The 25967-nt window shown below is 31.3% G+C and carries 19 protein-coding genes; 7 read left to right on the top strand and 12 right to left on the bottom strand.

Translation table 11 applies throughout. From position 1 onward, the window contains the following. Positions 1 to 2: 2 nt before the first annotated feature. Positions 3 to 1109 carry an ABC transporter permease gene (locus WC223_06075; GenBank protein ID MFA6923807.1) on the top strand — a complete coding sequence of 369 codons (1107 nt, stop codon included), beginning with the start codon at positions 3 to 5 and terminating at the stop codon, positions 1107 to 1109. A 15-nt stretch (positions 1110 to 1124) separates the two neighbouring features. Here WC223_06075 and WC223_06070 read toward each other — a convergent pair whose 3' ends face one another. The 6 genes from WC223_06070 to WC223_06045 form a co-directional block, all read right to left on the bottom strand. Then, entirely contained in the window at positions 1125 to 1610 is a 486-nt protein-coding gene (locus WC223_06070) for an IPExxxVDY family protein (protein ID MFA6923806.1), read from the bottom strand. Positions 1611 to 1749: 139 nt separating this feature from the next. Next, the gene (fumC, locus tag WC223_06065) at positions 1750 to 3138 is read right to left on the bottom strand and encodes a class II fumarate hydratase (protein ID MFA6923805.1); all 1389 of its coding nucleotides are present in this window, start codon (positions 3136 to 3138) and stop codon (positions 1750 to 1752) included. Positions 3139 to 3459: 321 nt separating this feature from the next. Next, positions 3460 to 3795, bottom strand: a complete 336-nt coding sequence (locus WC223_06060; protein MFA6923804.1) for a hypothetical protein — start codon at positions 3793 to 3795, stop codon at positions 3460 to 3462. Positions 3796 to 3801: 6 nt separating this feature from the next. After that, positions 3802 to 4755 carry a hypothetical protein gene (locus WC223_06055; protein ID MFA6923803.1) on the bottom strand — a complete coding sequence of 318 codons (954 nt, stop codon included), beginning with the start codon at positions 4753 to 4755 and terminating at the stop codon, positions 3802 to 3804. 171 nt (positions 4756 to 4926) lie between these two features. Beyond that, positions 4927 to 6093, bottom strand: a complete 1167-nt coding sequence (locus tag WC223_06050) for a BT_3928 family protein (GenBank protein MFA6923802.1) — start codon at positions 6091 to 6093, stop codon at positions 4927 to 4929. Positions 6094 to 6102: 9 nt separating this feature from the next. After that, positions 6103 to 6642: a DUF1599 domain-containing protein gene (locus WC223_06045; GenBank protein ID MFA6923801.1), complete on the bottom strand. Its 540-nt coding sequence runs from the start codon at positions 6640 to 6642 to the stop codon at positions 6103 to 6105. Between the two features lie 242 nt (positions 6643 to 6884). Between WC223_06045 and folP the strand changes: the two genes are divergently transcribed. Further along, positions 6885 to 7724, top strand: coding sequence for a dihydropteroate synthase (gene folP / locus WC223_06040; protein MFA6923800.1), 840 nt, complete (start codon positions 6885 to 6887; stop codon positions 7722 to 7724). 32 nt (positions 7725 to 7756) lie between these two features. Here folP and WC223_06035 read toward each other — a convergent pair whose 3' ends face one another. The 4 genes from WC223_06035 to dnaE all read right to left on the bottom strand — a co-directional run bounded on the left by WC223_06035 (position 7757) and on the right by dnaE (position 14898). Next, positions 7757 to 8770: a T9SS type A sorting domain-containing protein gene (locus WC223_06035; GenBank protein MFA6923799.1), complete on the bottom strand. Its 1014-nt coding sequence runs from the start codon at positions 8768 to 8770 to the stop codon at positions 7757 to 7759. An 8-nt stretch (positions 8771 to 8778) separates the two neighbouring features. Continuing rightward, positions 8779 to 9798: a T9SS type A sorting domain-containing protein gene (locus WC223_06030; protein ID MFA6923798.1), complete on the bottom strand. Its 1020-nt coding sequence runs from the start codon at positions 9796 to 9798 to the stop codon at positions 8779 to 8781. Positions 9799 to 9909: 111 nt separating this feature from the next. Further along, the gene (locus WC223_06025) at positions 9910 to 11067 is read right to left on the bottom strand and encodes a T9SS type A sorting domain-containing protein (protein MFA6923797.1); all 1158 of its coding nucleotides are present in this window, start codon (positions 11065 to 11067) and stop codon (positions 9910 to 9912) included. A gap of 369 nt (positions 11068 to 11436) precedes the next feature. Beyond that, positions 11437 to 14898 (bottom strand): DNA polymerase III subunit alpha, encoded by a 3462-nt coding sequence (gene dnaE, locus WC223_06020; GenBank protein MFA6923796.1) that lies wholly within the window; start codon positions 14896 to 14898, stop codon positions 11437 to 11439. Positions 14899 to 15277: 379 nt separating this feature from the next. Here dnaE and WC223_06015 point away from each other — a divergent pair, with 379 nt between their 5' ends. Further along, positions 15278 to 15925, top strand: coding sequence for a 30S ribosomal protein S16 (locus WC223_06015; GenBank protein MFA6923795.1), 648 nt, complete (start codon positions 15278 to 15280; stop codon positions 15923 to 15925). Positions 15926 to 15934: 9 nt separating this feature from the next. After that, the gene (gene rimM, locus WC223_06010) at positions 15935 to 16459 is read left to right on the top strand and encodes a ribosome maturation factor RimM (protein ID MFA6923794.1); all 525 of its coding nucleotides are present in this window, start codon (positions 15935 to 15937) and stop codon (positions 16457 to 16459) included. A 78-nt stretch (positions 16460 to 16537) separates the two neighbouring features. Here the strand turns inward: rimM and murD are convergent, their stop codons facing one another. Beyond that, a complete protein-coding gene (gene murD, locus WC223_06005; GenBank protein ID MFA6923793.1) occupies positions 16538 to 17911 on the bottom strand; it encodes a UDP-N-acetylmuramoyl-L-alanine--D-glutamate ligase in 1374 nt (457 codons plus the stop codon). A 94-nt stretch (positions 17912 to 18005) separates the two neighbouring features. Further along, positions 18006 to 19394, bottom strand: coding sequence for a hypothetical protein (locus WC223_06000; GenBank protein ID MFA6923792.1), 1389 nt, complete (start codon positions 19392 to 19394; stop codon positions 18006 to 18008). Positions 19395 to 19502: 108 nt separating this feature from the next. Between WC223_06000 and WC223_05995 the strand changes: the two genes are divergently transcribed. The 3 genes from WC223_05995 to WC223_05985 form a co-directional block, all read left to right on the top strand. Next, positions 19503 to 20066 (top strand): YqgE/AlgH family protein, encoded by a 564-nt coding sequence (locus WC223_05995; protein ID MFA6923791.1) that lies wholly within the window; start codon positions 19503 to 19505, stop codon positions 20064 to 20066. 385 nt (positions 20067 to 20451) lie between these two features. After that, on the top strand, positions 20452 to 22161 hold the full coding sequence (locus WC223_05990) for a choice-of-anchor tandem repeat GloVer-containing protein (GenBank protein ID MFA6923790.1): 1710 nt from the start codon (positions 20452 to 20454) through the stop codon (positions 22159 to 22161). A gap of 428 nt (positions 22162 to 22589) precedes the next feature. Then, positions 22590 to 25967 (top strand): FG-GAP-like repeat-containing protein (locus tag WC223_05985; GenBank protein MFA6923789.1); only part of this gene is annotated, 3378 nt, incomplete at its 3' end.

The following is a 25967-nucleotide window of genomic DNA, read 5'->3' as shown; positions in this document are numbered from 1 at the left end:
ACATGAAACGTTTTAAAGGTTTTGTAATAAAAGAATTTTATCATATTTTCAGGGATTACCGTTCTCTGTTGATTTTGATTGGTATGCCCATTATTCAGATTTTGCTGTTTGGCTTCGCAATTACAAATGACATCAAAGATGCAAAGATTGCAATTCTCGATAATTCAAAAGATGAAATCACTCAGAAATTAACTCATAAAATTCTTTCATCGGGTTATTTTATTCTTGAAAAAAATATTTCAAATACAAGTGATATTGAAAAAAGTTTTCGACAGGGAAAAATAAAAGAAGTGATAATTTTTGAAAATGGCTTTGCAAAAAAACTGCAAAAAGAAGGAAAAGCGAATATTCAGGTTATTTCCGATGCTTCTGACCCGAATACTGCAAATCTTTTAGTCAACTATACAAATGCAATAATTTCATCTTTTCAAATGGAAATGCTAAAATCGCAGCTAATGCCTTATCAGATTGTTGCTGAAGTAAAATTAAGATATAACCCCGAAATGAAAAGTGTTTTTATGTTTATCCCGGGTACAATAACACTTTTGCTTATGCTTGTTTCAGCAATGATGACATCAATTTCAATTGCTCGTGAAAAAGAGCTTGGTACAATGGAAATACTTCTTGTATCTCCGTTAAAACCGCTGCAAATAATCGTTGGCAAAGTTGTTCCTTATATTTTATTGTCATTCATAAATGCAATTACAATTTTATTACTTGGTTATTTTGTTTTCAATATGCCGTTTAACGGTAGTTTGCTATTATTGCTTTTTGAATGTTTATTGTTTTTGATAATGGCGTTATCGTTAGGGATTTTCATTTCAACTTTTGCAAATAACCAACTTACTGCGATGATGGCATCAATGCTGGGACTTATGTTACCAACGATTTTACTTTCGGGTTTTATTTTTCCTAATGAAAATATGCCTTATTGGTTGCAGATAATTTGCAATATTGTTCCTGCAAAATGGTTCTTGATTATTATTAAAAGTATAATGTTAAAAGGTATTGGCATTAAATATGTATTGAAAGAAACTCTAATTTTAACAGGAATGATAACGTTTTTTATAGCATTGAGTGTTAAAAAATTTAAAGTTAGATTAGAGTAAAGTGCGAGATAATTTTTAAAAAATTAAATTCTGTTTTGACTGCTGTTTCAGCTTATTTAAATCAACTTTATATACAGTATTTATTTCGGGTAAAGCATTTATTTTTTCAATACAATCTTTTATTTCTTCATTTTTAACAGGTCCTTTTATTAAAACAAAATAATCAACTGAAGGCAATTCAGTAATTAATGTTCCCTTTTCGCTTCTGTTTGAAATTAAAAAATAAAAAGTATGATTTTCTTCTATTGCAAAATAGTATTGCGAAAACCCTGTAATATTATTATTTTCGGAAATATTATTTTCACTTTTCTGATTAAAAATTTCAACTGTTTCTTTTTTATTCTTATTCAATGGTGTTATCTGAAAATCCTCAATTTTCTTAAAATTAAAACCAAGTGTTTTGTTCAAAAGCCAGCTTATTTTATAATCCTTGCTCGAAGAAGTAATTCCGAGTAATTCATAATTGAATTTAAAATCAACATCGAAATTTATTTTTTTCATTAGAAAAAGTTTTCTGTTGTTTTTTGTCTTCAGTTCTTGTATGTGTTTACAGTTTTAATAATATTTTTTACTAAAAAATTAAAGCAATAGTAATAAAAAATATAAACTATAAACTGAGAACTGTAAACTTTAAACTTTTTTACCTTCCAATCATTTTTAACGGGTCAACCCACTGTGTGAATTGTTCGTCAGTTACGAGTCCGAGTTCAATTGCTGCCTGTCGTAATGTTTTTCCTTCTTTAAGTGCTTTTTTTGCGATTTTTGCCGAGTTGTCATATCCAATATGAGGATTTAAAGAAGTTACAAGCATCAATGAATTTTCAAGATGACGTTTTATTATTTCCGTATTCGGTTTTATATCGGCAATACAATTATCATTAAACGATTTACAGGCATCGCCAAGTAATCTTATTGAATTTAAAAGATTATTTATTATTAACGGTTTGTAAACATTGAGTTCGAAAAAGCCATTTAAATTACCAACTGTAATAGCCATATCATTTCCTATTACCTGAGCACAAACCATTGTCATTGCTTCACACTGTGTTGGATTTACTTTTCCCGGCATTATTGATGAACCGGGTTCATTTTCGGGCAATAATAATTCTGCCAAACCGCTTCGTGGTCCTGAACCAAGTAATCGTATATCATTTGCAATTTTTAGAAGAGCTGTTGCAAGAGTTTTTAAAGCACCTGAAGTTTCAACCATAGCATCGTTTGCAGCAAGTGATTCGAATTTATTCGGAGCTGTTATAAATGGCATTCCTGTTAATTGTGCGATTTTTTTTGCTATTAATTCCGAATATCCTTTTGGTGCATTTATTCCGGTTCCAACGGCTGTTCCACCCAAAGCTAATTCCGATAAATGAGACAAAGTATTTTTCAAAGCGAGCAATCCATGGTCAAGTTGAGAAACATAGCCGGAAAATTCCTGTCCCAATGTTAATGGAGTTGCATCCATAAGATGGGTTCTACCTATTTTTACAATATCTTTGAATGCTTCTGATTTTTTATTTAAAGTATTTCTGAGTAATTCGATATTGGGAATTGTATTTTTTATGAGCATCTTGTATGCCGCAATGCTCATGGCAGTTGGAAACGTATCATTTGACGACTGCGATTTGTTTACATCATCATTTGGGTGGATAAAAGTTTTTCCTTCACCAAGTTTTCCGCCTTTCAGAACGTGAGTCCTGTTTGCAATAACTTCATTAAGGTTCATGTTGGTTTGAGTTCCGGAACCTGTTTGCCAAACTACAAGCGGAAATTCATCATCAAGTTTCCCTTCAATAATTTCATCACATACTTTTGAAATAAGTTCGCATTTTTCAGCAGGCAATACACCAAGGTCTGAATTTACGAGAGCTGCGGCTTTTTTAACAATAGCCATACTTTCAATAATTTCTTTAGGCATTTTCTGGTTGCCGATTTTAAAATTATTGACAGAACGCTGGGTTTGCGCACCCCAGTATTTATCTACGGGAACGTCCACGTCTCCCATTGAGTCCTTTTCGATTCTTGTTTTCATCTGTTTAAATTTTGTATGTAATTAATATTTCTGCTGTTAATTTGCTGTTCTGTTTATTTAGATTTTTTAGTTGCTCCCTCCCTCAACCGAAACACAAGCTGGTCGCGAATATCCATGCCTTTCTTTGTCAAAAATAGCACTGAATTTTTAATCATTTATGGTTTGTGCAATTTTTTTTAATTGCATGGATATTTCATATTTTTTTATTTTATTATTATACAAATTTAATAAAGTCATAATTGGAATTACAAAAAAATTAATTGTGAGATATTCAGCTGTTAGCTTTAACCTTCCTGACAGGGCTCTTCTAATATGCAGTTCTTATAAAAGTCCTGCAGCACCGGCAGTTGAAATTATTTTAATGAAATCTTCGACAACTGTAGCTGCATTTTTTACAGCAGCAGCCACACCTGAAAGTTGCTCTGCCGATTCATCTATTTTTTCTGCAAGATTCTTTAAAGCTTTGCTGTCAGTTGTTAATGAATTAATAAGATTCTGCCCAATTAAACCAACTATTGAGCGTTCCATATTTCTGAGTTTAGTTGAAGCGTCTTGCAGTGCCTTAATTTGAATAGGTGTTAAAGTTGGGTCAGCCATTGCATCAATAATGGTATCCTGTGCAGCATGGATTTGTGCGAGTGTATTTTCTTTACTCATTTTCTTTTATTTTTTAGGTTTTTCAATTTTTTCAATTGTTGATTTTATATTTTTTACTTCTTCATAATAAGCTTGAAGTTCTTTGATGTTCTCTGTTAGCGTTTTCTTTTTTTCAATTACATTGAGTAGTTTTTTGTGTGCTGTTCTTAAGTCATCAGTTGCTTTAATTGTTTGTTTAAGTAATATGTCGGTACCATCCAAACTATTTTTCAACTGTAAATATTCGTTTTCACTTTCAATTGTTGGAATTGCCTTTAACCTTGCACAACTGGCTATATATGCTTTGTATCCTTCTTTTATTCCGTCATTTTCATTTTTAATAAGGTCTTCGATGCTATATGAATTATTGAGTTCTTTAATATATACCTTACCATTAAGAAATTCTTTCAGGTTAGCAGTCATAATAGAAATCAACGTGTCAGCTTTGGGTACAAACTTTTTAATTTCCTTTGCTTGTTTTGTTTTTATATATGCATCACCTCCCAAAATAATTAGTTGACTTGCCAGTCCACCAATGCCGCTTGGTATTTTATTCACTCCGCCAATTTTGTTATAAACATTTATTAATGAATCAATGTCAGTTCCGAAATTTTTCGATTGTTTTTCGAGGTCGGTAGTATATTTATCTGAGGATAATAATAGCAAGGATTGTGCATATTTATCAATTATTTTAAAAGTAATATCAGATTTTGCAGATAATTTATAATCACGATTTTTTTCATTATATGCAGAGTCAAGTTCATTTACGTACGCTTTAGGTTCAGCACAATAAAAATTAGCATAGTAAACTCCTCTTTTTAACCGAATGTCTGCTAATTCTGTTATTATTTTACTTGGATAAACTGAAAAATTTTTACTTGTTTGAGCAAATTGATTTACTGATTCAATTTGTGTTTTTGTTAATGAAGCACAACCTCCGAGTAGTATTGAAATGCTTAAAATATAAATTCTCCTTTTCATTTTTTTATTTTTTTAGTGTGAAGTTATAACTTCGCATAATAGTTAACAAATATAAATTTTTTGGCTAATGACCCAATACTATTTGAAGTGCTTGAAAATATTAAAAAAACATACATTTAAGTACATTGACTATTTACAAGAGTTCATTGATTCTTTAAAAGAATAATTAATTTACTTAAAGTATTTTTCTTTCACATAATTTAATTCAGGAAAATCGTTATAATGCCACTTGGCAATAACGGTGCCGTTTTTAAGTAAAATTAATCCGGGGTTGGAGCGAATCATTGTTTTGAGAGCAGTTTCATCAACATTGTAAAAATCGTACATTGCCTGTACATCGTGACGGAAGTAATCTATTTTATCGAATGAAGTTGCTGTGAGTGCTATAAAAATTATATTTTCCGCATCGCATTGTTTGACGAAATTATTTATTTTTAAAAATGCTTTTTTATTGGTTTTTTCCAAGCTGTGAGCAATGAGAAGAAAATTATAATTCGGTTGATTTATTACTGCATCGGTATGGTCTTTGCCATTTTGGTCTATAATTTTAAAATCATGAATTGGCGCATCTTTAAATGGAGTGATTATTTCTTTTTTTTGTTCAACAAATTTCCAATTCTTCATCCATAATGAATCCTTCCATACTCCTGATTTAGTATATTCTTCTGTAGTAAATTCTTTTGTTTCACCTGTAGTAGTATTTTTATAAACTAAATAAATTTTAGCTACTTCAGGTGTAGGAACAACCTGTTCGGAAATTTTGTTTCCGACTTTCCATGGCAGAAAATCAATTAGCGGAAGATGCCTGTAACAATAAACAGAAATTAACAAAATAAAAGCAATAGCAATTGCAGGAAAAATTGATTGCCCCTTAATTGTGAGAATAGATTTATATTTTTTCCTGTATGAAAAAATAAAAAAAGTTAAAATAATAAGAACAACATTTTTATAAAAAGTTTGCCAGTTTGTAAGGTGAATTGCATCACCGAAACACCCGCAATCACTAACTAAATTAAATATTGCCGAGAAGTAAGTTTGAATTGTAAAAAATATCATAAGTCCGAGTGCAAGCCAACTGAAAATTTTTACTCTCAAATTAAATAAAAGTGCAACACCGGTAACAAATTCGAGCATGCAGAAAAATATTGCAATGCAAAGTGCCAGAGGAGAAAGCCATTGAATATAATAAACAATAAAATATTCCTGAAGTTTATAAGTTAAACCAAGCGGGTCGATTGCTTTTACAAAGCCGGAAAAAATAAAAACCAAACCGACTAAAATCCTGAATGTAACGGCTATTATTTTAAAAATATTTTCTGACAAAGTAGGTTTATTCATAAGTTTAAATTATTTTTCTTCCATTCTTATCAAAGCAAATATAGCGTAATTAATCATATCATAATAATTTGCATCAATACCTTCCGAAATAAAAGTTTCACCCTGCAAATCTTCAATTTGTTTTATCCGCATTATTCGCATTAGTATTATATCTGTGAATGAGCTTATGCGCATATCACGCCATGCTTCGCCATAATCATGATTTTTGTTTTCCATTAATGATTTTGCTTCAGCAGCATATTTGTCATACATATTCATGATTTCTTTTTTCTGCAAAGTGCAATTATCAGTATTTCCCAAATTAAGTTGTATCAATCCGATTATTGCATAATTCAAAATGCCGATATATTCGGGTATTATGCCCTCGTCAACTTTCTGTTTACCTTTTTCTTCAATGCTTCTTATGCGCTGTGCTTTTATAAAAATTTGGTCGGTAACGGAGCGGGGACGCATAATCCGCCATGAACTTCCGTAATCATGAAGTTTCTTTTCGAAAATCTCTCTTGATTTTTTTATAACCGAATCAAATTGTTTTGATGTTGAACTCATTTCACAAAATTAAAAATAACAGATGATTTTACAAATAAACAAAAAACATTTTTTAATATTGTAGTTTGAATAATTATGAAAAGAGTTAAAAAAACGGAAATTGTCAGTTGCTGGTTGTCGGTTGTTAGCAGTTGAACAGTGGTGTTTTATACTTTTTCTTTTTCTCGAAGCTCATGGCTTGTAACTCTATGCTAAAATTCACAATTTAATTCAGTAATAAAAAAATTAAAATGTTATCATTTATGAAAAAACAATTCATAAACTGCAGAGGTAAACTTATTGATTTGTCAACGCCTTTGATAATGGGGATTTTGAACATCACTCCCGATTCATTTTATGATGGTGGAAAATATTCAACAGAAAAAGATTTAATAAAGCAAACAGAAAAAATGATTTCCGAAGGTGCTGTCATTATTGATGTTGGAGCAGTATCAACCAAACCCGGAGCCGAAAATATTACCGAAGAAGAAGAAAGAAAACGATTATTTCCATTTCTCGAAAAGCTGATAAAAAGATTTCCCGAAACAAATTTTTCGGTTGATACTTTTCGTTCGGGCGTTGCCGAAATGGCTATTGATAAAGGAGCAGCGATAATCAATGATATTTCTGCCGGAAGTTTTGATGAAAAAATGTTTGATGTAATTGCAAAATACAACGTACCATATATTATAATGCATATTAAAGGCACACCTCAGAACATGCAGAAAAATCCGATTTATGAAAATATTGTAAAAGAAATAATGTTTTATTTTTCCGAAAAAATAAATGCTCTAAAACTTCGCGGAGTTAACGATATTATTATTGACCCCGGATTCGGATTTGGCAAAACCGTTGAGCATAATTACGAAATTCTGAAAAACCTAAAAACCTTTGAAGTATTCAAAATGCCCATATTAGTTGGTATTTCCCGAAAATCAATGATAAATAAAGTTTTGAATATTGATTCTGAAGATGCGTTGAATGCCACTACATCACTTAATACATTTGCGTTACTGAACGGCGCAAATATTCTTAGAGTTCACGATGTTAAAGAAGCTATGGAAGCAGTTAAGATTGTCAAGATGTTCGAAACTAATAAATAAGTACTTCAAACTTCAGGCACTTTAAGTGTTTATTAGTTAATCACCACCTTTTTGGTTTGAATAAATTTATCATTTCTAAGAGTAAGCACATAAATACCGGAAGCAAGATTACTAATTGAAATCATATTGCCGTTCATTTTTGTAATAACAATAGCATTCCCTTCCATGTCAAAAAGCGAAAATGTAAGTCCGCAAATGTTTGTAAAAATAGATAGAGTTCTTGTATTTTGGTCAATTCTTATGCATGCCTCAATGCAGTCAATTCTTACAGTTTTTGTTGGAAAATATTTATAAGCTCCATTGTAATCGGTTTGTTTTAAGCGATAATACGACAAACCCGGAAGAGGCGTGGCATCAACAGCACTGTAGCTTATAAGTCCGATGCTGTTGCCTGCTCCATCAATAGTAATAACCGGCTCGAAAGCAATTGCATCTTTACTTCTCTCAATTGTAAAATAATCGTTGTTAGTTTCGGAATAAGTAGCCCATTCAAGTATAATATAATTATCAACAGAGCTTACGTCAAAGCTTTCAAGTTCAATTGGCAATGTAGCACCAACCATAACAACATTAAGTACACTGAACTCACCGTTTTTAATTTGCCAGAATTTGCTGTTACTACTTGTAAATCCTATCATCTCAAATTTTACAGTATCTCTGTTCTTCATTCTCACAGAGTCAACAAATTCAAATACATTATTTGTTCCGTCACCGTGAAAAGTTCTATCATGCGTCCAACTTCTTTGATTAATTTTATGCCTGAAGTGCATTGTATCGCTGTATGTGAGGTTACCGCTCTGATTAACTTTTAAATTAAATCTTACCCAGATGCTGTCAACTCCATTTGCTTGCAAAATCGGTGTTGAAAGAGTACAGGTTTCGTTTTTAACTTTCCAATGGTCGGGTGTTATATCTCCGCAGGTTTTTCTGTAGGTTGAAGTATCTTTGAAATCCATTGAATAAGTTTGAGCTTCTGCAATATTATAAAGTATTCCACTTAAGAGGAAAATTGAAAAACAAAAAAATATTTTGATTTTTTTTTTCATACCAATCCTTACTTTATAATAATCTTTTTAGTTTCATTTAGCTTTTCATTATTTAATGTCAGAATATATATACCGGAAACTAAATTGCTAATCTGAAACATTTTGCTGTCGAACTTGGTATTTGCAATAAGGTTACCTTGAACATCGTATAGTTTAACATGCAAATTACAATAATTGGAATATACTGTAATTGAATTTGAATTATCATCAGTAAGTATATTAATATCTTTAGTATCTGTTTTTATTGATTTAATAGTGACGATTACATGCTTTCCATCAAAATCTGTCTGACTTAAACGGTAATATGATACCCCCTGATAGGATTCTTCATCAACTGCAGAATAATATAATAATTCATTACTGTTACCTGCACCATCAATAGTAATAATCGGCTCGAAAGCAATTGCATCTTTGCTTCTTTCAATTGTAAAATAATCATTATTTGTTTCAGTATAAGTTGACCATTCCAGAATAACATAATTCAGGGTTGTACTTACTTTAAATTCGCCTAATTCAATAGGAGTAGGAAGATTAATTGTTACATTTTGAATATTAAAATCACCTTTTTTTATTTGCCAGAAATTATTACTATTGTTATTATAAGCATGAATAACAAATTGTATTGTACTTCCATTTGTTAAAGTATAGCTTTTAGTAACAGTAAATACACCATTTTTGTTATCGCCGTGAAAAACCGTATCTGTTACAATTGTTCCGCCATTAATCTGATGCGTCACATAAACTGTATCATAAGTATCTAAATTACCACTTTCATTAACTGTTAATGAGTAGGAAACACTGATACTTGAGCCGGTACCCGTAACAGTCAAAACCGGTGTTGATACAGAACAAGTATTATTTTTAACTTCCCAATGGTCACTATTAACAGTACAGCAACCTGTGTTAGTAATGTAAGTTGCAGAATTTGAAAAATCCATTGAGTAAGTTTGAGATTTAAGTATTGGTGCGAAAAGCATGAAAGTTGCAGTTATTAAAATTTTGCTTGCTATGTTTCTTGCAGTTTTCATGATTTGGATACTTTTTGGGTTTCATTTTCATTTTTTCTACTTACTAAATTAATCATTTTCTATAAATATACAATAAAATAATACGAAAGTCAAGTAAAAATTGATAAAAATCTATTTAATGATAATCTTTCTTGTGTCATTTATTTTATCATTACTTAATTTTAAAATATACATTCCATGAGTAAGATTACTTATTTCAAACATTTTGCTATCGAGTTTGGTATTTAGCACTAAATTGCCTTGTATGTCATACAACATAATATTAATATTGCAGTAATTTGAATAAATAGTTATTGAATTTGTATTGTCATTGGTTAATACTCTCAAATTACTAATATCATTTTTTACAGGTTTCATAATGACAATTGTTTTTTTTCCATCATAGTCGGTTTGAGATAAACGATAATACGAAATCCCTTGATATGGTTCCTGGTCAATGGAGGAATAATTAATATTTTCAATACTATTGCCGGCTCCCTCAACAGTAGCAACCGGTTCGAAAGCTATTGCATCTTTACTTTTTTCAACAGTGAAGTAGTCGTTGTTTGATTCGGTAAATGTATTCCAATTAATAATTACATAGCCCTCTTTGGATAATTCTAAGCCAAAGGAGCCAATTTGAATAGGTAAAGGATCCAATTCGCAAGGAATAAAAGAAATATCATCCAAGCCAAAATCATTCCCTGTTGCAATTGTATTTTGGTTTACAATACTTATATTGGCATTGGTATTGGAGCCCGAATCCCATGTAGCATAAAATTGCTGCCACTCACAAGTTGTGCTTGAAGCAGTAAAAATAGAACCAAGTAAAACGCTATCTGCCGAAAATTGAAGTCTGGCAGGATTAGTAGGGCAAACCGAATTTATCCAAGCAGTGAAATAATATTTTGTATTTTGAGTAACCGGAATACTCTGCCTCCATATTTCCACGCCTGCAACAGTAGCACCATTAACAATCATGTATTTTCCCGAATCTGAAGGATATCCCTTACATGATGACCACGATGCATGCAAGTCATTAGAATTTGTCCAAACAGAATAATATCCTTCTGGTTGTAATTCATTTTGAACACCATCTTGGTTGGCAACCCAAGTATATTGACTTGTAAATCCAGAATTACCGGATTCGAAATTTCCGTTTGTTACGCGTTCTATTCCTGTTGAGTGATATCCTGATGGGCATTGTGAGAAACTTATATTTTGAAGAAAAATAAATACTGTAAAAAAAGTAAGTTGTTTAAAATAGCAATATTTTATATTTGTATTCATAACTTTTCTTTATTTTATCTACCAACGAATTATTATTTGATATAAAGATACGAAAATTTAACATAAAAGTCAAGCAAAGTAATAAAAACATTTAGAAATTTTACTAAAACAGTTATAATTTCAAATAATAAACAAAATTTTTATAGCAATTATAAAAAAGCCATATATGGCAATATTACATAAATACAATGAAACAGTACATTGCGGCATTTATTAAATACAAATTATTATGCAATAATAGTTAACTTGTTGCTATGCATTAGAAATTTCTATTACATAATTTGGGTCAAATTAATTTTATCAGACAATACTAAAAACTGTACTATTAGCTTTTGAGCCAAAATTCTTTACTTCGGGGACAAACATTCATTAATTCAATTTACAATTAACCGGTAAATTTGAAGAAATATCATTAAAAAAATCATTGCTTGGTTCTATAAAATATTTTTTAGAAAATAATTCCACAGCCAGCTTATCGGTTTTGTCAATTATTGCAAATTTCAGTTTTGATTTACCGGGATATTTTTTTACAATAGTATTAATATTTAAAATTGACTTTTCATTAATTTCTGCAAGCTCTATCTGGAGTGTGATGCTTCGGATATATTTATCTTTTATTTCGGACAATAACTCAATTGAAGATATTCTTGGTTCAAAAATGTCAAGTGAATTGTATCGCGGCTCAATTTTTCCTCTTATAAATAAAAACCAGTTTTTTTCGAGATATTTTTTAAACTGAACATAATCTTTTGAAAACAATGCAAACTGATATGAGCCGCTATAATCTTCAATAACAAATGTTCCGAAAGGATTTCCGTTTTTTGCTGTTTTATGAAGTACAGAAGTAACAATTCCGGCGACAGTATATTCTTTATTTCTATATAAATCGGTATTGTTAGCAAGTTCATCTAAAGTGAGTGTGCAGAAATTTTTTATTTCAATTTTAAAATTATCGAGCGGATGGCCTGATATGTAAATTCCTATAACTTCCTTTTCTTTTTTCAATTGCTCAATATTCGACCACGGTTCACATTCAGGAATTTTCGGCTCTGCAATCATGCTGTCATCTGTTTCTCCGAAAAGTGATTGCTGTGAAGAATCTTTATTATTCTGATAGTCGCTGCCAAAAGAAATTAATTTTTCAATAAAAATTGTATCATTCACTGATTCCTGATGAAAATATTGTGCGCGGTGAATATTTCCGAAACTGTCAAATGCGCCTGAGAACACAAGTGCTTCAATACATTTTTTATTACAAGTTCTAAGATTAACACGCTCCACAAAATCGAAAATGTTTTTATAACTGCCATTTTCTTCTCTTTCTTTAATTATTGATTCTACTGCATTTCCGCCTATTCCTTTTATTCCTCCCAAACCGAAACGTATTTCACCTTTTTTATTCACTGTAAATTTGAATGAGCTTTCGTTTACATCGGGACCTAAAACAGGAATTCCTGTTTTCTTCGATTCATCCATGTATAGCGTAATTTCATCAAGGTTGCTCAGGTTTCTGGTAAGTATTGCTGCCATGTATTCGGCAGAATAATTTGCTTTCAGAAATGCTGTTTGATATGCAAGAATTGCATACGCCGCAGAATGAGAACGATTGAAACCATAATTGGCAAATTCCTGCATCATGTCGAAAACTTCTCCTGCCTTTTTTTCATCCACACTTTTAGCAACAGCTCTTTCAATAAATATTTTTTTCTGCTGTTCCATTATCGACATTTTCTTTTTTCCCATGGCACGACGCAGCAAATCGGCTTCAGCGAGTGAAAATCCCGCCATTATCTGTGCTGCCTGCATTATTTGCTCCTGATAAACCATTATTCCGTAAGTCGGCTTAAGAATGTCTTCGAGCCACGGATGAGGATATTCAATTTTTTCTTTTCCATTTTTTCGGTTTATATATAATGGAATAAACTGCATAGGACCTGGGCGGTACAAAGCGTTCATTGCAATAAGGTCTTCGATGTTTGTAGGTTTGAGGTTTTTCAAATGCTCTCTCATTCCGTCCGATTCAAATTGAAATATTCCGATTGTATCGCCTTTTTGAAATAATTCGTAAGTTTTTACATCGTTAAAGTCAATTCCTTCCAAATCAATTCTTGTTTTATGTCTTTCGTATATGTTGTCAATGGCATCTTTTATTATCGAAAGTGTTTTCAAACCCAAAAAATCCATTTTTAACATACCCACGAGTTCGACCAGATGTCCTTCATATTGTGTAACGAGCAATTCCGAATCTTTCTGTCTGCACAAAGGAATATGCTCCATTAAATTATCAGGTCCTATGATAATTCCACAGGCATGAGTTCCGGTTTGTCGAACCGAACCTTCAAGTGCTTCGGCAAATATTAAAGTTTTTTTAATTAAAGGATTTTTACTGTTTTTTTCATCTGCTAATTCTTTTACATCCTTAAATGCCGATTTGAGAGTTACGCCTGGTCCGATTGGAACAAGCTTTGCGAGACGATTAGCTTCGGGCAGCGGTAATTTTAAAATTCGTGCAACATCACGGATAGATGACTTTGCAGCCATAGTACCAAATGTTACAATCTGAGCAACTTTTTCTTCTCCATATTTATTTATAACATATTGTATAACCTTATCTCTGCCATCATCATCGAAATCAATATCAATATCTGGCATTGATATTCTTTCAGGATTCAGAAATCTTTCAAAAAGAAGATTATATTTTATGGGGTCAATATCTGTAATGCCTGTGCAATAAGCAACTTCCGAACCCGCTGCAGAACCTCTGCCGGGACCTACCGAAACTCCCATTTTTCTTGCTTCATTTATGAAATCCTGAACTATCAGAAAATATCCCGCAAAATTCATTTTTTTAATAACCGATAATTCAAAATCCAAACGTTGCTTTACTACTTCTGAAATTTCACCAAAACGTTTTTTAGCTCCTTCGTAAGATAAATGTTTAAGATAATCGTCTTCAGAGGAAAACTCTTTTGGAAGAGGAAAAACAGGAAGTATTACATCGTGATATAAATTAAAATCTTCAATTTTATTTGTTATTTCTACGGTAGTTTCAATGGCTTCGGGGTATTCCTTAAATAATTCCGTCATCTCTTCGGGTGTCCTTAAATATTCCTGCCCCGTGTATTTCATTCTGTTCGGGTCGTCATAATCTTTGTTTGTGTTCAAACAAATAAGAATATCATGTGCTTCGGCATCTTCGGCATTTATAAAATGACTGTCATTTGTTGCAACAAGTTTTATTGACAATTTTTCTGAAATGCGTTTCGAAACTTCTCTGACCTTCTGTTGTTCGGGTAATCCGTGATTATGAATTTCCAAATAAAAATCATCACCGAAAATTTCCTTGTATTCTTTTACAACAATTTCTGCTTTTTCTTCACCTTTGGTTATTATTGTATCGGCAATTTCTCCACCCAGACATGCTGATAATGCTATTAATCCTTCATTGTATTTCTTCAGAAGTTCCTTGTCAACACGCGGTGTGTAGTAAAATCCTTCCTTAAAAGAAAGCGTACAAAGCTTAGAAAGATTATTATAACCCGTGAGATTTTTTGCAAGTAATATCAGATGAAATCCGCTTCTGTCTTCCTTTCCTTTTTTATCAAACCTGCTTTCTTCAGCTACATAAACCTCGCAACCGATAATAGGTTTTATTTTGGCATTTTTACATGCATCAATAAAATCAAGAACTCCGTACATATTGCCATGGTCGGTGATTGCAAGAGCATTCATTCCATTATCTTTGGTTTTTGCTACAAGCTTTTTTATTTCAGCTGCACCGTCGAGTATTGAAAACTGCGTGTGAACGTGTAAATGTGTGAATTCAGGCATTTGTGGAATTGGAAATTAAAAACAGAAAAAATTTAAGTTTCGAGCTACGAGAAAATCCAAATGCTAATTAAAATTTCTTTGAACTATAAACTGAAAATCGAAAACTATATTTAGCAAAAATATTTAATTTCCTTTTAAATAAAGGTTTTAATTAAAAAAAGTTTTGAACAAAAATTATCTTAAAAAGAAAAAAATGTTTGTGGTTTGAATATTCATACTTCGTACTTCGTAAATCTACACTTCATAAATCAATCTGTGGCAAATTTAAAAACTCTAATTTTAAAAATTATCTCAAAAAGTTTTTATATCTCAGAAATATTTAAGACATTTGCACCCCTTAAAATAAAGAAATTAATTAAAAAGTAAAAATTAACAACTTATGCCGACACGAATAAGACTACAAAGAAGAGGGAAAAAAGGACAACCTTTTTATCACATTGTTGTTGCAGATAGTCGCAGCCCACGGGATGGGAAGTGTATCGAGAAAATTGGCGTTTACAATTCACTCACTTCACCTGCCACTATTGACATTAATTTTGAAAAAGCTGTAAGCTGGATTCAAAAAGGAGTGCAACCATCAGACACATGCAAAATACTTTTATCACAAAAAGGAGTGATGTATAAAGCACATTTGCTTAAAGGCGTAAAAAAAGGAGCTTTAACCGAAGAGCAGGCGGAAAATAAATTTCAGCAATGGCAGAAAGAAAAAGAAGTAAAAATTGAATCGGTAGTTAAACAGAATATTACCAAAATCCATTTGGAGACAAAAAAACGTATGGAAGCCGAAGCAAAGGCAAATGAAGCAAAGGCAAATGAAGTTGCACTGAAAAGGTCGAAGCTTGCAAAGGAACTTGAACAGTCAGAAATTTCAGCTCAAGCTTCTACCGAAGCTGCAGTTGCAAATCCAGTTGAAACTGCGGTTGCAGTACAGGAAGAAAAACCTGCTGCAACAGAAGAAAAAGCCGAGGCACCTGCTCCTGAAACTGCTGCTAATACCAACGCAGAAGCACCTCAGGCAGAAGCATAATTATCTAAAATGCAAATAAAAGATTGCTATCTTCTTGGTTATGTAACCAAAGCTATTGGATACAAAGGAGAAGTAGCATTTTTTATTGATGCCGACAATCCAGCAAAATATAAAACACTTGAATCGGTTTTTATTGAAATAGCCGGACAACTTGTACCGTTTTTTATAAAAAAAATAAAAATAAATAAGAATACAGCTATTGTTACTATTGATGGACTTGACTCTGCTGAAAAATCCTGCATGCTTGTTAATGCAAAAATATTTCTGCCGCTTGAATTATTACCGCAACTCAAAGGCAACAATTTTTATTTTCATGAAGTAACAGGATTTACAGTAATTGATTGCCTGAAAGGAAATATTGGAACTATTGAAAGTATAATTGAAAATTCAAGTAATCCTCTTATTCAGATTAGATTCGGTGAAAAAGAAATTTTAATTCCCTTAAAACAAAATTTCATAAAAAAAGTTGACAAGGAAAATAAAATAATTGAAATTGATGCACCGGAAGGACTTATTGACGTGTATTTAACATGAATTTTATAAAGCGAACATAAGCAATTAGAATGTCTCAAAGATAAATTATTATTGTTTTTTCTTTGAGTTCTTTTTTGTTCAATTTTTTACTAATTTCATAAACTGCTCTCCTCTGTCTTCGAAATTTTTAAACATTCCATAACTCGCAGCAGCAGGCGAAAGCAGACATATTGTATTTTTTTCGGTTTTTGCTTTTGAAATTTCAACTGCTTCTTTCATTGTATTTACAAAAAACATTTCTGAGTTGCATTTATTTCTGCTTTTCATTGCGACCATAATTCTTTTTCCGGTTTCATCAATGAAAACAATATGTTCGATATAATTATTTTCAAGAAAATCAATCAGAATATTGTAGTCAATGCCTCTGTCAAAACCGCCAATGATAAGTGTATTCACCTTTTTCAATGCTTTAACAGCTTCAATAGTAGCTTCCGGAATTGTTGCAATGGAATCATTATAAAAATCAATACCTTCATAATTTCCTACATATTCCATCCTGTGTGGTAATCCTTTAAATGACGATAATCCTTCATTTATTATCTTATTTGATAAACCCAGAATTTTGCCAACTGCTATTGCTGATATCATATTGTATAAATTATGTTCTCCTTTTATATTTCTAAAAGAAGTTATGTCATAAACTTTTTCTTCGGTAAAATTATTTTTATATATAACAAAATTACACGAAACATAAATCCCTTCTTTTAAAGCATTACATATTGAAAAAGGAACATAACTCCTTTTAAGATTATATTTTTTTATCATCTCCACAGTTTCATGGTTGTCGCTGTTGTAAATAAGATAATCCTTTTCATTTTGATGAAGTACAATATTGAATTTTGCAAGTTTGTAATCATCATAAGTTTTGTAATAATCGAGATGTTCCTGAAAATAATTCAGCAAAATTGAAATATGAGGTGCGTTTCTAATATACTCGAGCTGATGTGATGAAATTTCGCAAACTATTAAAGTTTTTTCATTTATATCATCAATTATATCGAATACCGGAATACCAATATTTCCGGCAAACACAACATTATCATTATGTAATTTCAAAATGTGATAAATCAAACTTGAAGTTGTGCTTTTGCCTTTTGTACCAGTTATTCCTATGATTCGTTCTGAAAATAAATTAAAAAAAATGCCTGTTTGCGAAGTTATTTTTTCAAAAGGAAATTTCTCATTTATCTTATTTAATGAAATCCCAGGAGACTTTATTATTAAATCGAATTCGTCCAGATTTTTTAAATATTCTTCACCTGTTTTGAAATTAATATTTTTGTCTCCTTTTAAGATTGAGCTTTCCTGAATGCCTTTATTCAAATCGGCAATTGTGAGTAAAAGATTTTGAAAATATTTTCTGATAACCTTGTAAGTCGATTGTCCTTCTCTTCCGAAGCCAAGAATAAGAATTTTTTTATTCTTTATTATGTCCTTAATTCTATCTTTCATTGAATTTTGCTTAAAACTTAATATCTTTTTTTACACAAAACTAAATAATGAATATCGAACACCGAATAATGAAGTAAACTTCGACATTCGATATTCAGTGTTCGATGTTCGATATTTGTTCTTTCAATATTTTCTCCAATTCTTCAGGTAAAAAATGCATTTTGTTAAACTGCCGTAATAGTATTTCGGGATTTATGTTTTTGTAACTATTAATTTTTTGGGTTTTGCTGTAATATTGCAGTAAATATGGCAATTTTTCATTTCCATAAGTTTTAATTACAATATTTAGAGCAATATTAATTTCTTCAATTGTTCCAATACATTCAAAAGGTTTTTCTTCCGAAATTCCTGTTAATTGCTCTAAATAGAATGTCAGATTTGCCTTTTCAAATAAATTTTCACCAAATATTTTCACCAATTTTTCGCTACTGATAAATGGTGATAAAATTATGAAAGTGAATAAACACTTTGGGCAATTACAACACCATTCATCTGTTTTGCTGCCTGTATTACAACTTTTGAATACTTTAAAATATTTTTCTTTTGCAGAAAATAGTTTTGCAATTTGCAATTCGTTCAAAGGACGCAGGAAGCTGAAATAATTAACACTTTCTGTGATATATTTTTTAAAATATTCCCTGAAATCTTTTTCAAATTCGTATGATTTTGAATATTGGTGATTTATTTCAGTATCGGCTATTGTCGGCTCATTTGCACTCGATTCGTTTGAAAGTGCAATATTTTGCGTTCCTGTTATTATTGCAGCAAATGAAGATAAAAAAGCAAGCAATGCCGAAAAAGGAGTGTGTCCGTTCAAATATCCTTCTTCATTTAATTTCAAAAGATTTTTATCAATTGTTCTTTTTATTTCAAAAACATTATTTTCGGGAATGTCTGATTTACTAATTGTTTCAGAAGTTGCCATTCTTTGATTTACAACAAAGCATTTAACAGAATACCCTGCTTTCTGAAGAATATCAAGCGTAACAGCAGAATCTTTTCCTCCTCCAACGGGAACAAAATAACTATCATCAACATTAAAATCGTTACTTTTCAATTTTTCATCCGACAAACATTTAATATTAACAAAATCTTTTACACTCGTCTTAATTGAATTCTTATAAAAAAATTCTCCGAGTCCGTTGAAATAAACTTTTTTCCAGAAACCAATCTGTTCATCATTTAAAAAATACGGCTTAATGATTATTTCGGGTGAGCAGGTGGCTTTCCAGTAGCTTATGAACTCAATCATGCCTATGTTAAAAATTATGTTCCTTAATTTTTTATCATTAATATTTAATTTGAAATTAATATTTTTTTTAGGAATTTCTAATTTGGGGTTAAAGAAATGTTTGTTACTTGAATTGAAATTAAATGAAATTATTATTTTATTACTATCTTCAAAAATATCAAAACTTTCATATATGAAAAATGGATATTCATTTCGAAGTTTTAAATATTTCGATTCGTTCTTTTCAGTCATACCGTATTTTTATAATAACGAATTAATATATATCATTTTTAAAAATAAATTTATATTTGCACCAAAAATACATATTTTTGAAATCAGATTTGTAAATATACTACAATAATGAGTAAAGCATATACAGAACCGGTAAAAGGACGATTATTACTATCGGAACCATTTTTAAATGACTTCTTTTTCAAGCGTTCTGTAATATTGCTTGCCGAACATAATGAAGAGGGCTCTTACGGCTTGATTATAAACAAACCGGCAAATGTTAAAATAAAAGAGATTTTGCCCGATTTTCCCGAATTTGATGCCAGTGTTTATATTGGCGGACCTGTTAAAACCGATTCCCTCTTTTTCATTCATACTCTCGGTTCTCAAATTGCAAACAGCGAGCTGATTGTTGAAGGCATATACTGGGGCGGCAATTTTGATGATTTAAAAAAACTTATTTCAGATAACAATATTTTACCTACCGAAATAAAATTCTTTATTGGTTACTCCGGCTGGACACCTAAACAATTGGAAAAGGAGCTCAAAGAAAATTCGTGGGTAATTACTGATTCCGATAAAACTCAAATTATGAAAACAGATAATTCCGATTTATGGAACAATGTTGTTAAATCTATGGGAAAAGAATATGCCGTCTGGGTAAATTACCCTGTTCATCCTTCTTTAAACTAAATGGCAAAAACGGAATAAAACCATTCAAAGTATATAAATACAAGTTATTTGTAAACTACTTGTTACTTAGTAAATTTTATCTGATTCACCTAATTTTTTAGTTCTCTTTTAAATGAAATTTTAAAAAGTAGTTCTCTTGCTTTCTTTACATACTTGCATCGTTTCATATAGCAGGTTTTAGTGAAATTAGATAAAATTTTTGATTTCTTTACGAAAAATTCTAATTGAGTATAATAATTAGTACTATTAGTTTTTCTATTTTTTTATCACTTTTTATAAAAATATGAAATTTATCTTGACAAATAAGTTAAAATTTGTTATATTTGAATTAAAATTATCGACCAAATCAGAGATAGCATAAAACAACTTTTAAAAACCTAAAACTATGAGAACACTAAAATATACCCAAAAACTTTTAGCTCTTGTTGTTTTAGTATTTATTATTGCATTACAATTGGAAGCACAAATTAGCGTAGTTACTACTTTTGGTGATGGTGTTAATGGCAATGACTGTTATGAATCTTTTAGTAATTTGGTTTATGACGGTACTTATCTTTATGGAACCACATATTTGGGTGGCTCGCATGGAAACGGAACTATTTTTAAAGTTAAACCTGATGGCACTGGTTTTTCTAAGTTACATGATTTTGATGAATCAGATGTTGCTAATGGAGCAAATCCCCAAAATACAATAGTTTTATCGGGTTCAAATTTATATGGAATAACCCAGATTGGAGGGGCTTATGACGATGGAACAATATATAAAATAAGTACTGATGGTACCGGTTTTGCAGTACTGTATAGTTTTAATACCGGTAATAACGGACTAAATCCTTGGGGCGGATTGGTGATGTCCGGCTCTGTTTTATATGGTACAACCTATGACGGTGGAGTTTCAAGCGGCGAAGGTGTTATTTTTAAATTTAATACAGTTGGTTCAGTATATACTGTTCTCCATACATTTGCAGGAACAGATGGGGGTTATCCGGTTGCCACTTTAGCTTTATCGGGAACGGCATTATATGGAACAACTTCTGCCGGAGGGACTAATAATATGGGAGTCGTTTTTACAATTAACACAGATGGTTCCGGATTTGGTATTCTCCATAATTTTGGAGATGTAGTATCAGATGATGGCTCAGCACCGGAAGGAGAGTTAACTTTATCAGGTTCTATTTTATATGGCACAACCTATTTTGGAGGAACATCTGATTTTGGAGTTATTTATAAAATAAATATTGATGGTACAGGATATAATAAAATATTTGATTTTAATGATAATAGCGGTCAAAATCCAGGGTTTGGTTCATTACTTTTAATAAATGGTTATTTATGGGGTATGACTCGTAATGGAGGGACAACCAATGACGGAGAACTTTTTAAAACAAAAACTGATGGCACTTTCACAAAAATATACGATTTTGTTAGATTTGATGGTGATTATAATCCTCTTCAATATGGTGCGAATCCTGAAAATTCTCTTCTTTTAATTGGTTCTACATTATATGGGACAACTCTTTTTGGTGGAGTTTATGACCAGGGTGTTTTATTTGGATGGACAGATGAAACCATTTTACCTATAACTTTATTGAATTTTAATGGAAAATATATAACCAATAAAACATTTTTAACTTGGACTACTGCCTCGGAAATAAATAACGATAATTTTATTGTTCAAAAAAGTACGAATGGTGTTGACTTTGAAAATATAATGAAAATAAAAGGAGCAGGCAACAGTATTCAAACAAAACAATATAGTTGCACCGACGACAATCCTTACAAAGGAGTATCTTATTATAGGTTACAACAGAATGATTATGATGGAAAATCTTCTTATAGTAAAATTATTAGCGTTAGCAATTATGATAATCCAAGTATCAAAATAATTTCAAGTCATAATACAAATTCAGTAATTATTCAAAATGAATCCGGTAATAATTTAAATTTATTTCTATATGATATGCAAGGAAAACTATATAAACATTCAAATGTTGAAAATGGTTTTACGGAAATAAATAATTTAAATCATGGGATTTATATTTTAACTCTGCGTAATGACAAATATAATACTTCTCAAAAAATCATTATTAATTGATAGTTTTACTTGAAATAATTACAGGTATAGAAGCAATTTCAAAATGATAAAAGGTTTTTTAATGAATTTATTAGTTGAAAAAAATATTAATTAAAATAGCTATTAAATTAATATTTTGAATAAAAATTAAGAATATCAATAAAAAGCTTTTTAAAAAATTAATAAAATTTTAATGTTTAAGCTGAGATGATAAACTGTTGAAAAATCAATGCATACTATTTTTATAAATTCCTTAACCAATAAATAAATAAAATTGCATTTCAAATATTTATTTAAAAGTTTGATGGGTTACGAAAAAACCAAGCGGAAATTGCAAACATAAACGAATCGATTGGAATAAAAAAAACAACGACAATAATAAAAATTAAATCGCTGATATTATTTTAAAAAATTAAATGTTAAATTTGTAATTTTTAAAAAACATAACTATGAAAACTAAAAAAATAATAATCGCGTTACTTGCTATTATATTTCAAGGAATTTGTAATAGCACTTTAGCTCTTGTTGATAATTCAAATGGAGCTGAATCGGCATCATTATTTAAAATTTCAAATAGTGGTGTTTTTTTAAATAATTTTAATAAAAATATTTATTTTCGTGAGAAAATCGCAGTAAATACTTTTTCTCAGCAGATAGCTCCACCAAGTAATCCGACCACTTCCGTATCAAGTATTTATCCACAATTAGGAGCATTTAATGTTGACTCTTCTGTAATAGTGAAGGTAACATTTAATAATCCGGTTATTACAAATACCATTAATAATTCCAGTTTAATTATAGCTGGAGAAGTTTCCGGAGTACATACGGGAACTTTTTTGTTTTCAGAAAATAACACCGTAATAAAATATTTGCCTGATTCTCCATTTAAGAAAGGAGAAAAGGTGCAAGTAAACATATCAAGTAAAATAAAAGACATTAACAATGCCAATATTGCAGCTTTTACCTCGCAATTTACAATTATAACTAATCAGATGCCCGACAAATTCACGTCTGTGAAAGCATATAATGTTGGAGAAAGACCAGTTTGCGTAGTTGTAAATGATGTGAATAGAGACGGATTTGGGGATATTATAACTGCAAACTCTTCATACCAAGGAACCGGTACATCAAAAACCATTTCTATTTTAACAAATGATGGTAATGGAAATTTTCCCTTAAAAACCGATTATGTTACTGATACCTTATCTCAAGTCGAGCCTTTTGATATTAGTGTCGGCGATGTTGACGGCGATGGTTTTGGCGATATTGCCGCAGCTAATTTTTATGCCAAAAGCATATCTGTTTTAAAAAATGATGGTAATGGAAATTTTAGTTTTCCGAAAATTTACAGAATAGCCGGACATCCTATGAAATCGAAACTTTATGACATAGACGGAGATGGCGACCTTGACATTGTTGTAACATGCGGCGGAATTAATTGGTATTCAGATGCAACAAGTAAATATGTGTATGTATTAAAAAATAACGGAGATGGAACATTTGCTTCACCAATAACTTATAATGTCGGATACGGACAATATGGATTAGATATTTTTGATTTGAATGGTGATGGATTCGGAGACATTGTTGTAGCAATTCCTAAACAAAATAAAATATGTGTACTTTTTAATAATGGAGATGGAACATTCGGAACTCTTACTAATTATGCAAGCGGTGTTTCTAATCCACAACGAGTATTTATTGCAGATATTGATGGTGATGGTGATGGCGACATTGTGATTACAAATCAATCTTCATATAGTGTAATGGTGTTTAAAAATAATGGACATGGTGTTTTTTCAGGAAAAAATTACTCAACACAAGGGCAACCTGTTGGTTTATTTATTAGCGATATTGATGGAGATGGCGACCAGGATATTATTGCTGCTAACAATAATGTTGGATGTAATACTTTTACTATTTGGAAAAACAGAGCTGATGGCGTATTTAATCAAAGAGAAGATTTTTATGTTCCTCCCGGAAAACAACCTATAGACATTTATGTTGCTGATATTGATAATGACGGAGATGTTGATATTATAGTGGCAAACTGGATGGGAAATTCTGTTACAGTAATGAAAAACGCAATACCCGGTATAAATGGGAATGTGTTTGAAGATACTAACGGTAACGGAATACGTGATAGTTCAGAATATGGATTGGCTGACAGAGTGATTCTGTTAGATGGTAATGGCATACAAACACAATATGCAACAACTAACAGTGATGGGGATTATTATTTTGTAGTTGCACCTGGAACATATACTTTAAAACTAAAACCCGAGGAAGGATGGATAAAGACATACCCTATAAACGACTATACTATTGATGTTCCGGAAAATAATAAAGAAGTGAAAAATATTAACTTTGGAAGTAAATTTATTTTAACAAATGGTACCGATTTAGGTGTTAGCATTCAGGGAATACAATTACCTGATAGTTCAAATTGTTTTTCCGGACTTACAGATTATTGCAATGGAGTTTGCAGCAAATGTGTTCAAAATAATTATACTGTAAATTACTTTAATAACGGGTCGATGATAAGTGACCCTTGTACGCTGATAGTACATCTTCCGACAGGCGAAATGTATGATAGTTCTCAGGTTAGCGGTATATTATGTCCGCCTGATAACATTTCAGGAAGCATTGCCGACGGCTTTGTTTTTGAATGGTATCATTTATGCGATAATCCGGGACAAAATCCCTGCCCATCAATAAAGCAGCATTCCATTCAACCCAAATCATTAAATATAATAACACATACAGCTTGTTGCACACCTGTTGGAACCATCTTGCATTCTTATGCCGATATTCTTCCTGATGATGGTAATAATAATAATCATTCCGAATATGATATGGCTTATTCGGGTCCGATTTTTCCTAATGTTAAAAAACTTGTGTTTCCTGAAGGAAATGGTCCCTGCAAAACTATTAGTGCTGCGGACAGCCTTACTTATGAAATTTATTTTCAAAATGTGGGCACTGCTCCTGCTAATTATATTCAGGTTGTTGACACACTTGATTATCTTAATTTAGATGTTTCTTCATTAAAAATACTTCTTACCAGCCATCCTGCTACTTTTAATATCAGCGGAGCAGGTATACTTACATGGACTTTTAGAAACATCCATCTGCCCGATAGCAGCACAGACCAACAAGGTAGTATAGGATATATTAAATACCGCATCAAACCACGCTCAGGTATTTCAGGTAAAGTTATAAAAAACAGAGCAACTATTTATTTGGAAAGCATCCCGCCTGTATTTACAAATTATGTAACCAGCACGATTGCCGGTGACACAACAGCAATTGCAAAGTTTGAAGCAAAGCAACCTGATTTTTGCGGGCAGCCCTTAGTTTATGATTTTAATTATATCGGTAATTTGCCTTCCGGAACATTTGAATGGAATTTTGGTGCAGAAACCACTCCTTCCACTTCTTTAGTAATGAATCCGCAAGGTATAAAATTTAATGCTCCCGGACAGAAAATTATAACTTTAAAAGTTACTACTCCTTATGGATGTATAAGCAGCTTTACTGATACAATAATGGTTAATCAATCATCAGCAATTACAGGAATTACACCAAGTGGTGCTACAACTTTTTGTAGCGGTGATTCGGTTATTTTAACTGCAAATCCGGATAATAGCATCTATAATTGGTCAACAGGTGCAACAACTCAATCAATCACTGTTTCAACTTCCGGCAAATACGATGTGTATGGGTGTTCAGGTTCTCATGCTTTTATTATCGTTACTGTAAATCCAATACCTGCTCCGGAAATTGTAACCGAGAAAAATCCTGCAATTTGTCAGGGTGATTCTGTG

It is taken from the genome of Bacteroidales bacterium (assembly GCA_041671145.1).
Classification (GTDB): domain Bacteria; phylum Bacteroidota; class Bacteroidia; order Bacteroidales; family JAHJDW01; genus JAQUPB01.
Note: the sequence above shows the minus strand (reverse complement) of the source record. Positions and strands in the feature narration are given on the sequence as shown.

Coding starts and splice junctions, on each gene's coding strand:
- WC223_06075 (MFA6923807.1), top strand. CDS start 3: ATGAAACGTTTTAAAGGTTTTGTAATAAAAGAATTTTATCATATTTTC.
- WC223_06070 (MFA6923806.1), bottom strand. CDS start 1,610: ATGAAAAAAATAAATTTCGATGTTGATTTTAAATTCAATTATGAATTA.
- fumC (MFA6923805.1), bottom strand. CDS start 3,138: ATGAAAACAAGAATCGAAAAGGACTCAATGGGAGACGTGGACGTTCCC.
- WC223_06060 (MFA6923804.1), bottom strand. CDS start 3,795: ATGAGTAAAGAAAATACACTCGCACAAATCCATGCTGCACAGGATACC.
- WC223_06055 (MFA6923803.1), bottom strand. CDS start 4,755: ATGAAAAGGAGAATTTATATTTTAAGCATTTCAATACTACTCGGAGGT.
- WC223_06050 (MFA6923802.1), bottom strand. CDS start 6,093: ATGAATAAACCTACTTTGTCAGAAAATATTTTTAAAATAATAGCCGTT.
- WC223_06045 (MFA6923801.1), bottom strand. CDS start 6,642: ATGAGTTCAACATCAAAACAATTTGATTCGGTTATAAAAAAATCAAGA.
- folP (MFA6923800.1), top strand. CDS start 6,885: ATGAAAAAACAATTCATAAACTGCAGAGGTAAACTTATTGATTTGTCA.
- WC223_06035 (MFA6923799.1), bottom strand. CDS start 8,770: ATGAAAAAAAAAATCAAAATATTTTTTTGTTTTTCAATTTTCCTCTTA.
- WC223_06030 (MFA6923798.1), bottom strand. CDS start 9,798: ATGAAAACTGCAAGAAACATAGCAAGCAAAATTTTAATAACTGCAACT.
- WC223_06025 (MFA6923797.1), bottom strand. CDS start 11,067: ATGAATACAAATATAAAATATTGCTATTTTAAACAACTTACTTTTTTT.
- dnaE (MFA6923796.1), bottom strand. CDS start 14,898: ATGCCTGAATTCACACATTTACACGTTCACACGCAGTTTTCAATACTC.
- WC223_06015 (MFA6923795.1), top strand. CDS start 15,278: ATGCCGACACGAATAAGACTACAAAGAAGAGGGAAAAAAGGACAACCT.
- rimM (MFA6923794.1), top strand. CDS start 15,935: ATGCAAATAAAAGATTGCTATCTTCTTGGTTATGTAACCAAAGCTATT.
- murD (MFA6923793.1), bottom strand. CDS start 17,911: ATGAAAGATAGAATTAAGGACATAATAAAGAATAAAAAAATTCTTATT.
- WC223_06000 (MFA6923792.1), bottom strand. CDS start 19,394: ATGACTGAAAAGAACGAATCGAAATATTTAAAACTTCGAAATGAATAT.
- WC223_05995 (MFA6923791.1), top strand. CDS start 19,503: ATGAGTAAAGCATATACAGAACCGGTAAAAGGACGATTATTACTATCG.
- WC223_05990 (MFA6923790.1), top strand. CDS start 20,452: ATGAGAACACTAAAATATACCCAAAAACTTTTAGCTCTTGTTGTTTTA.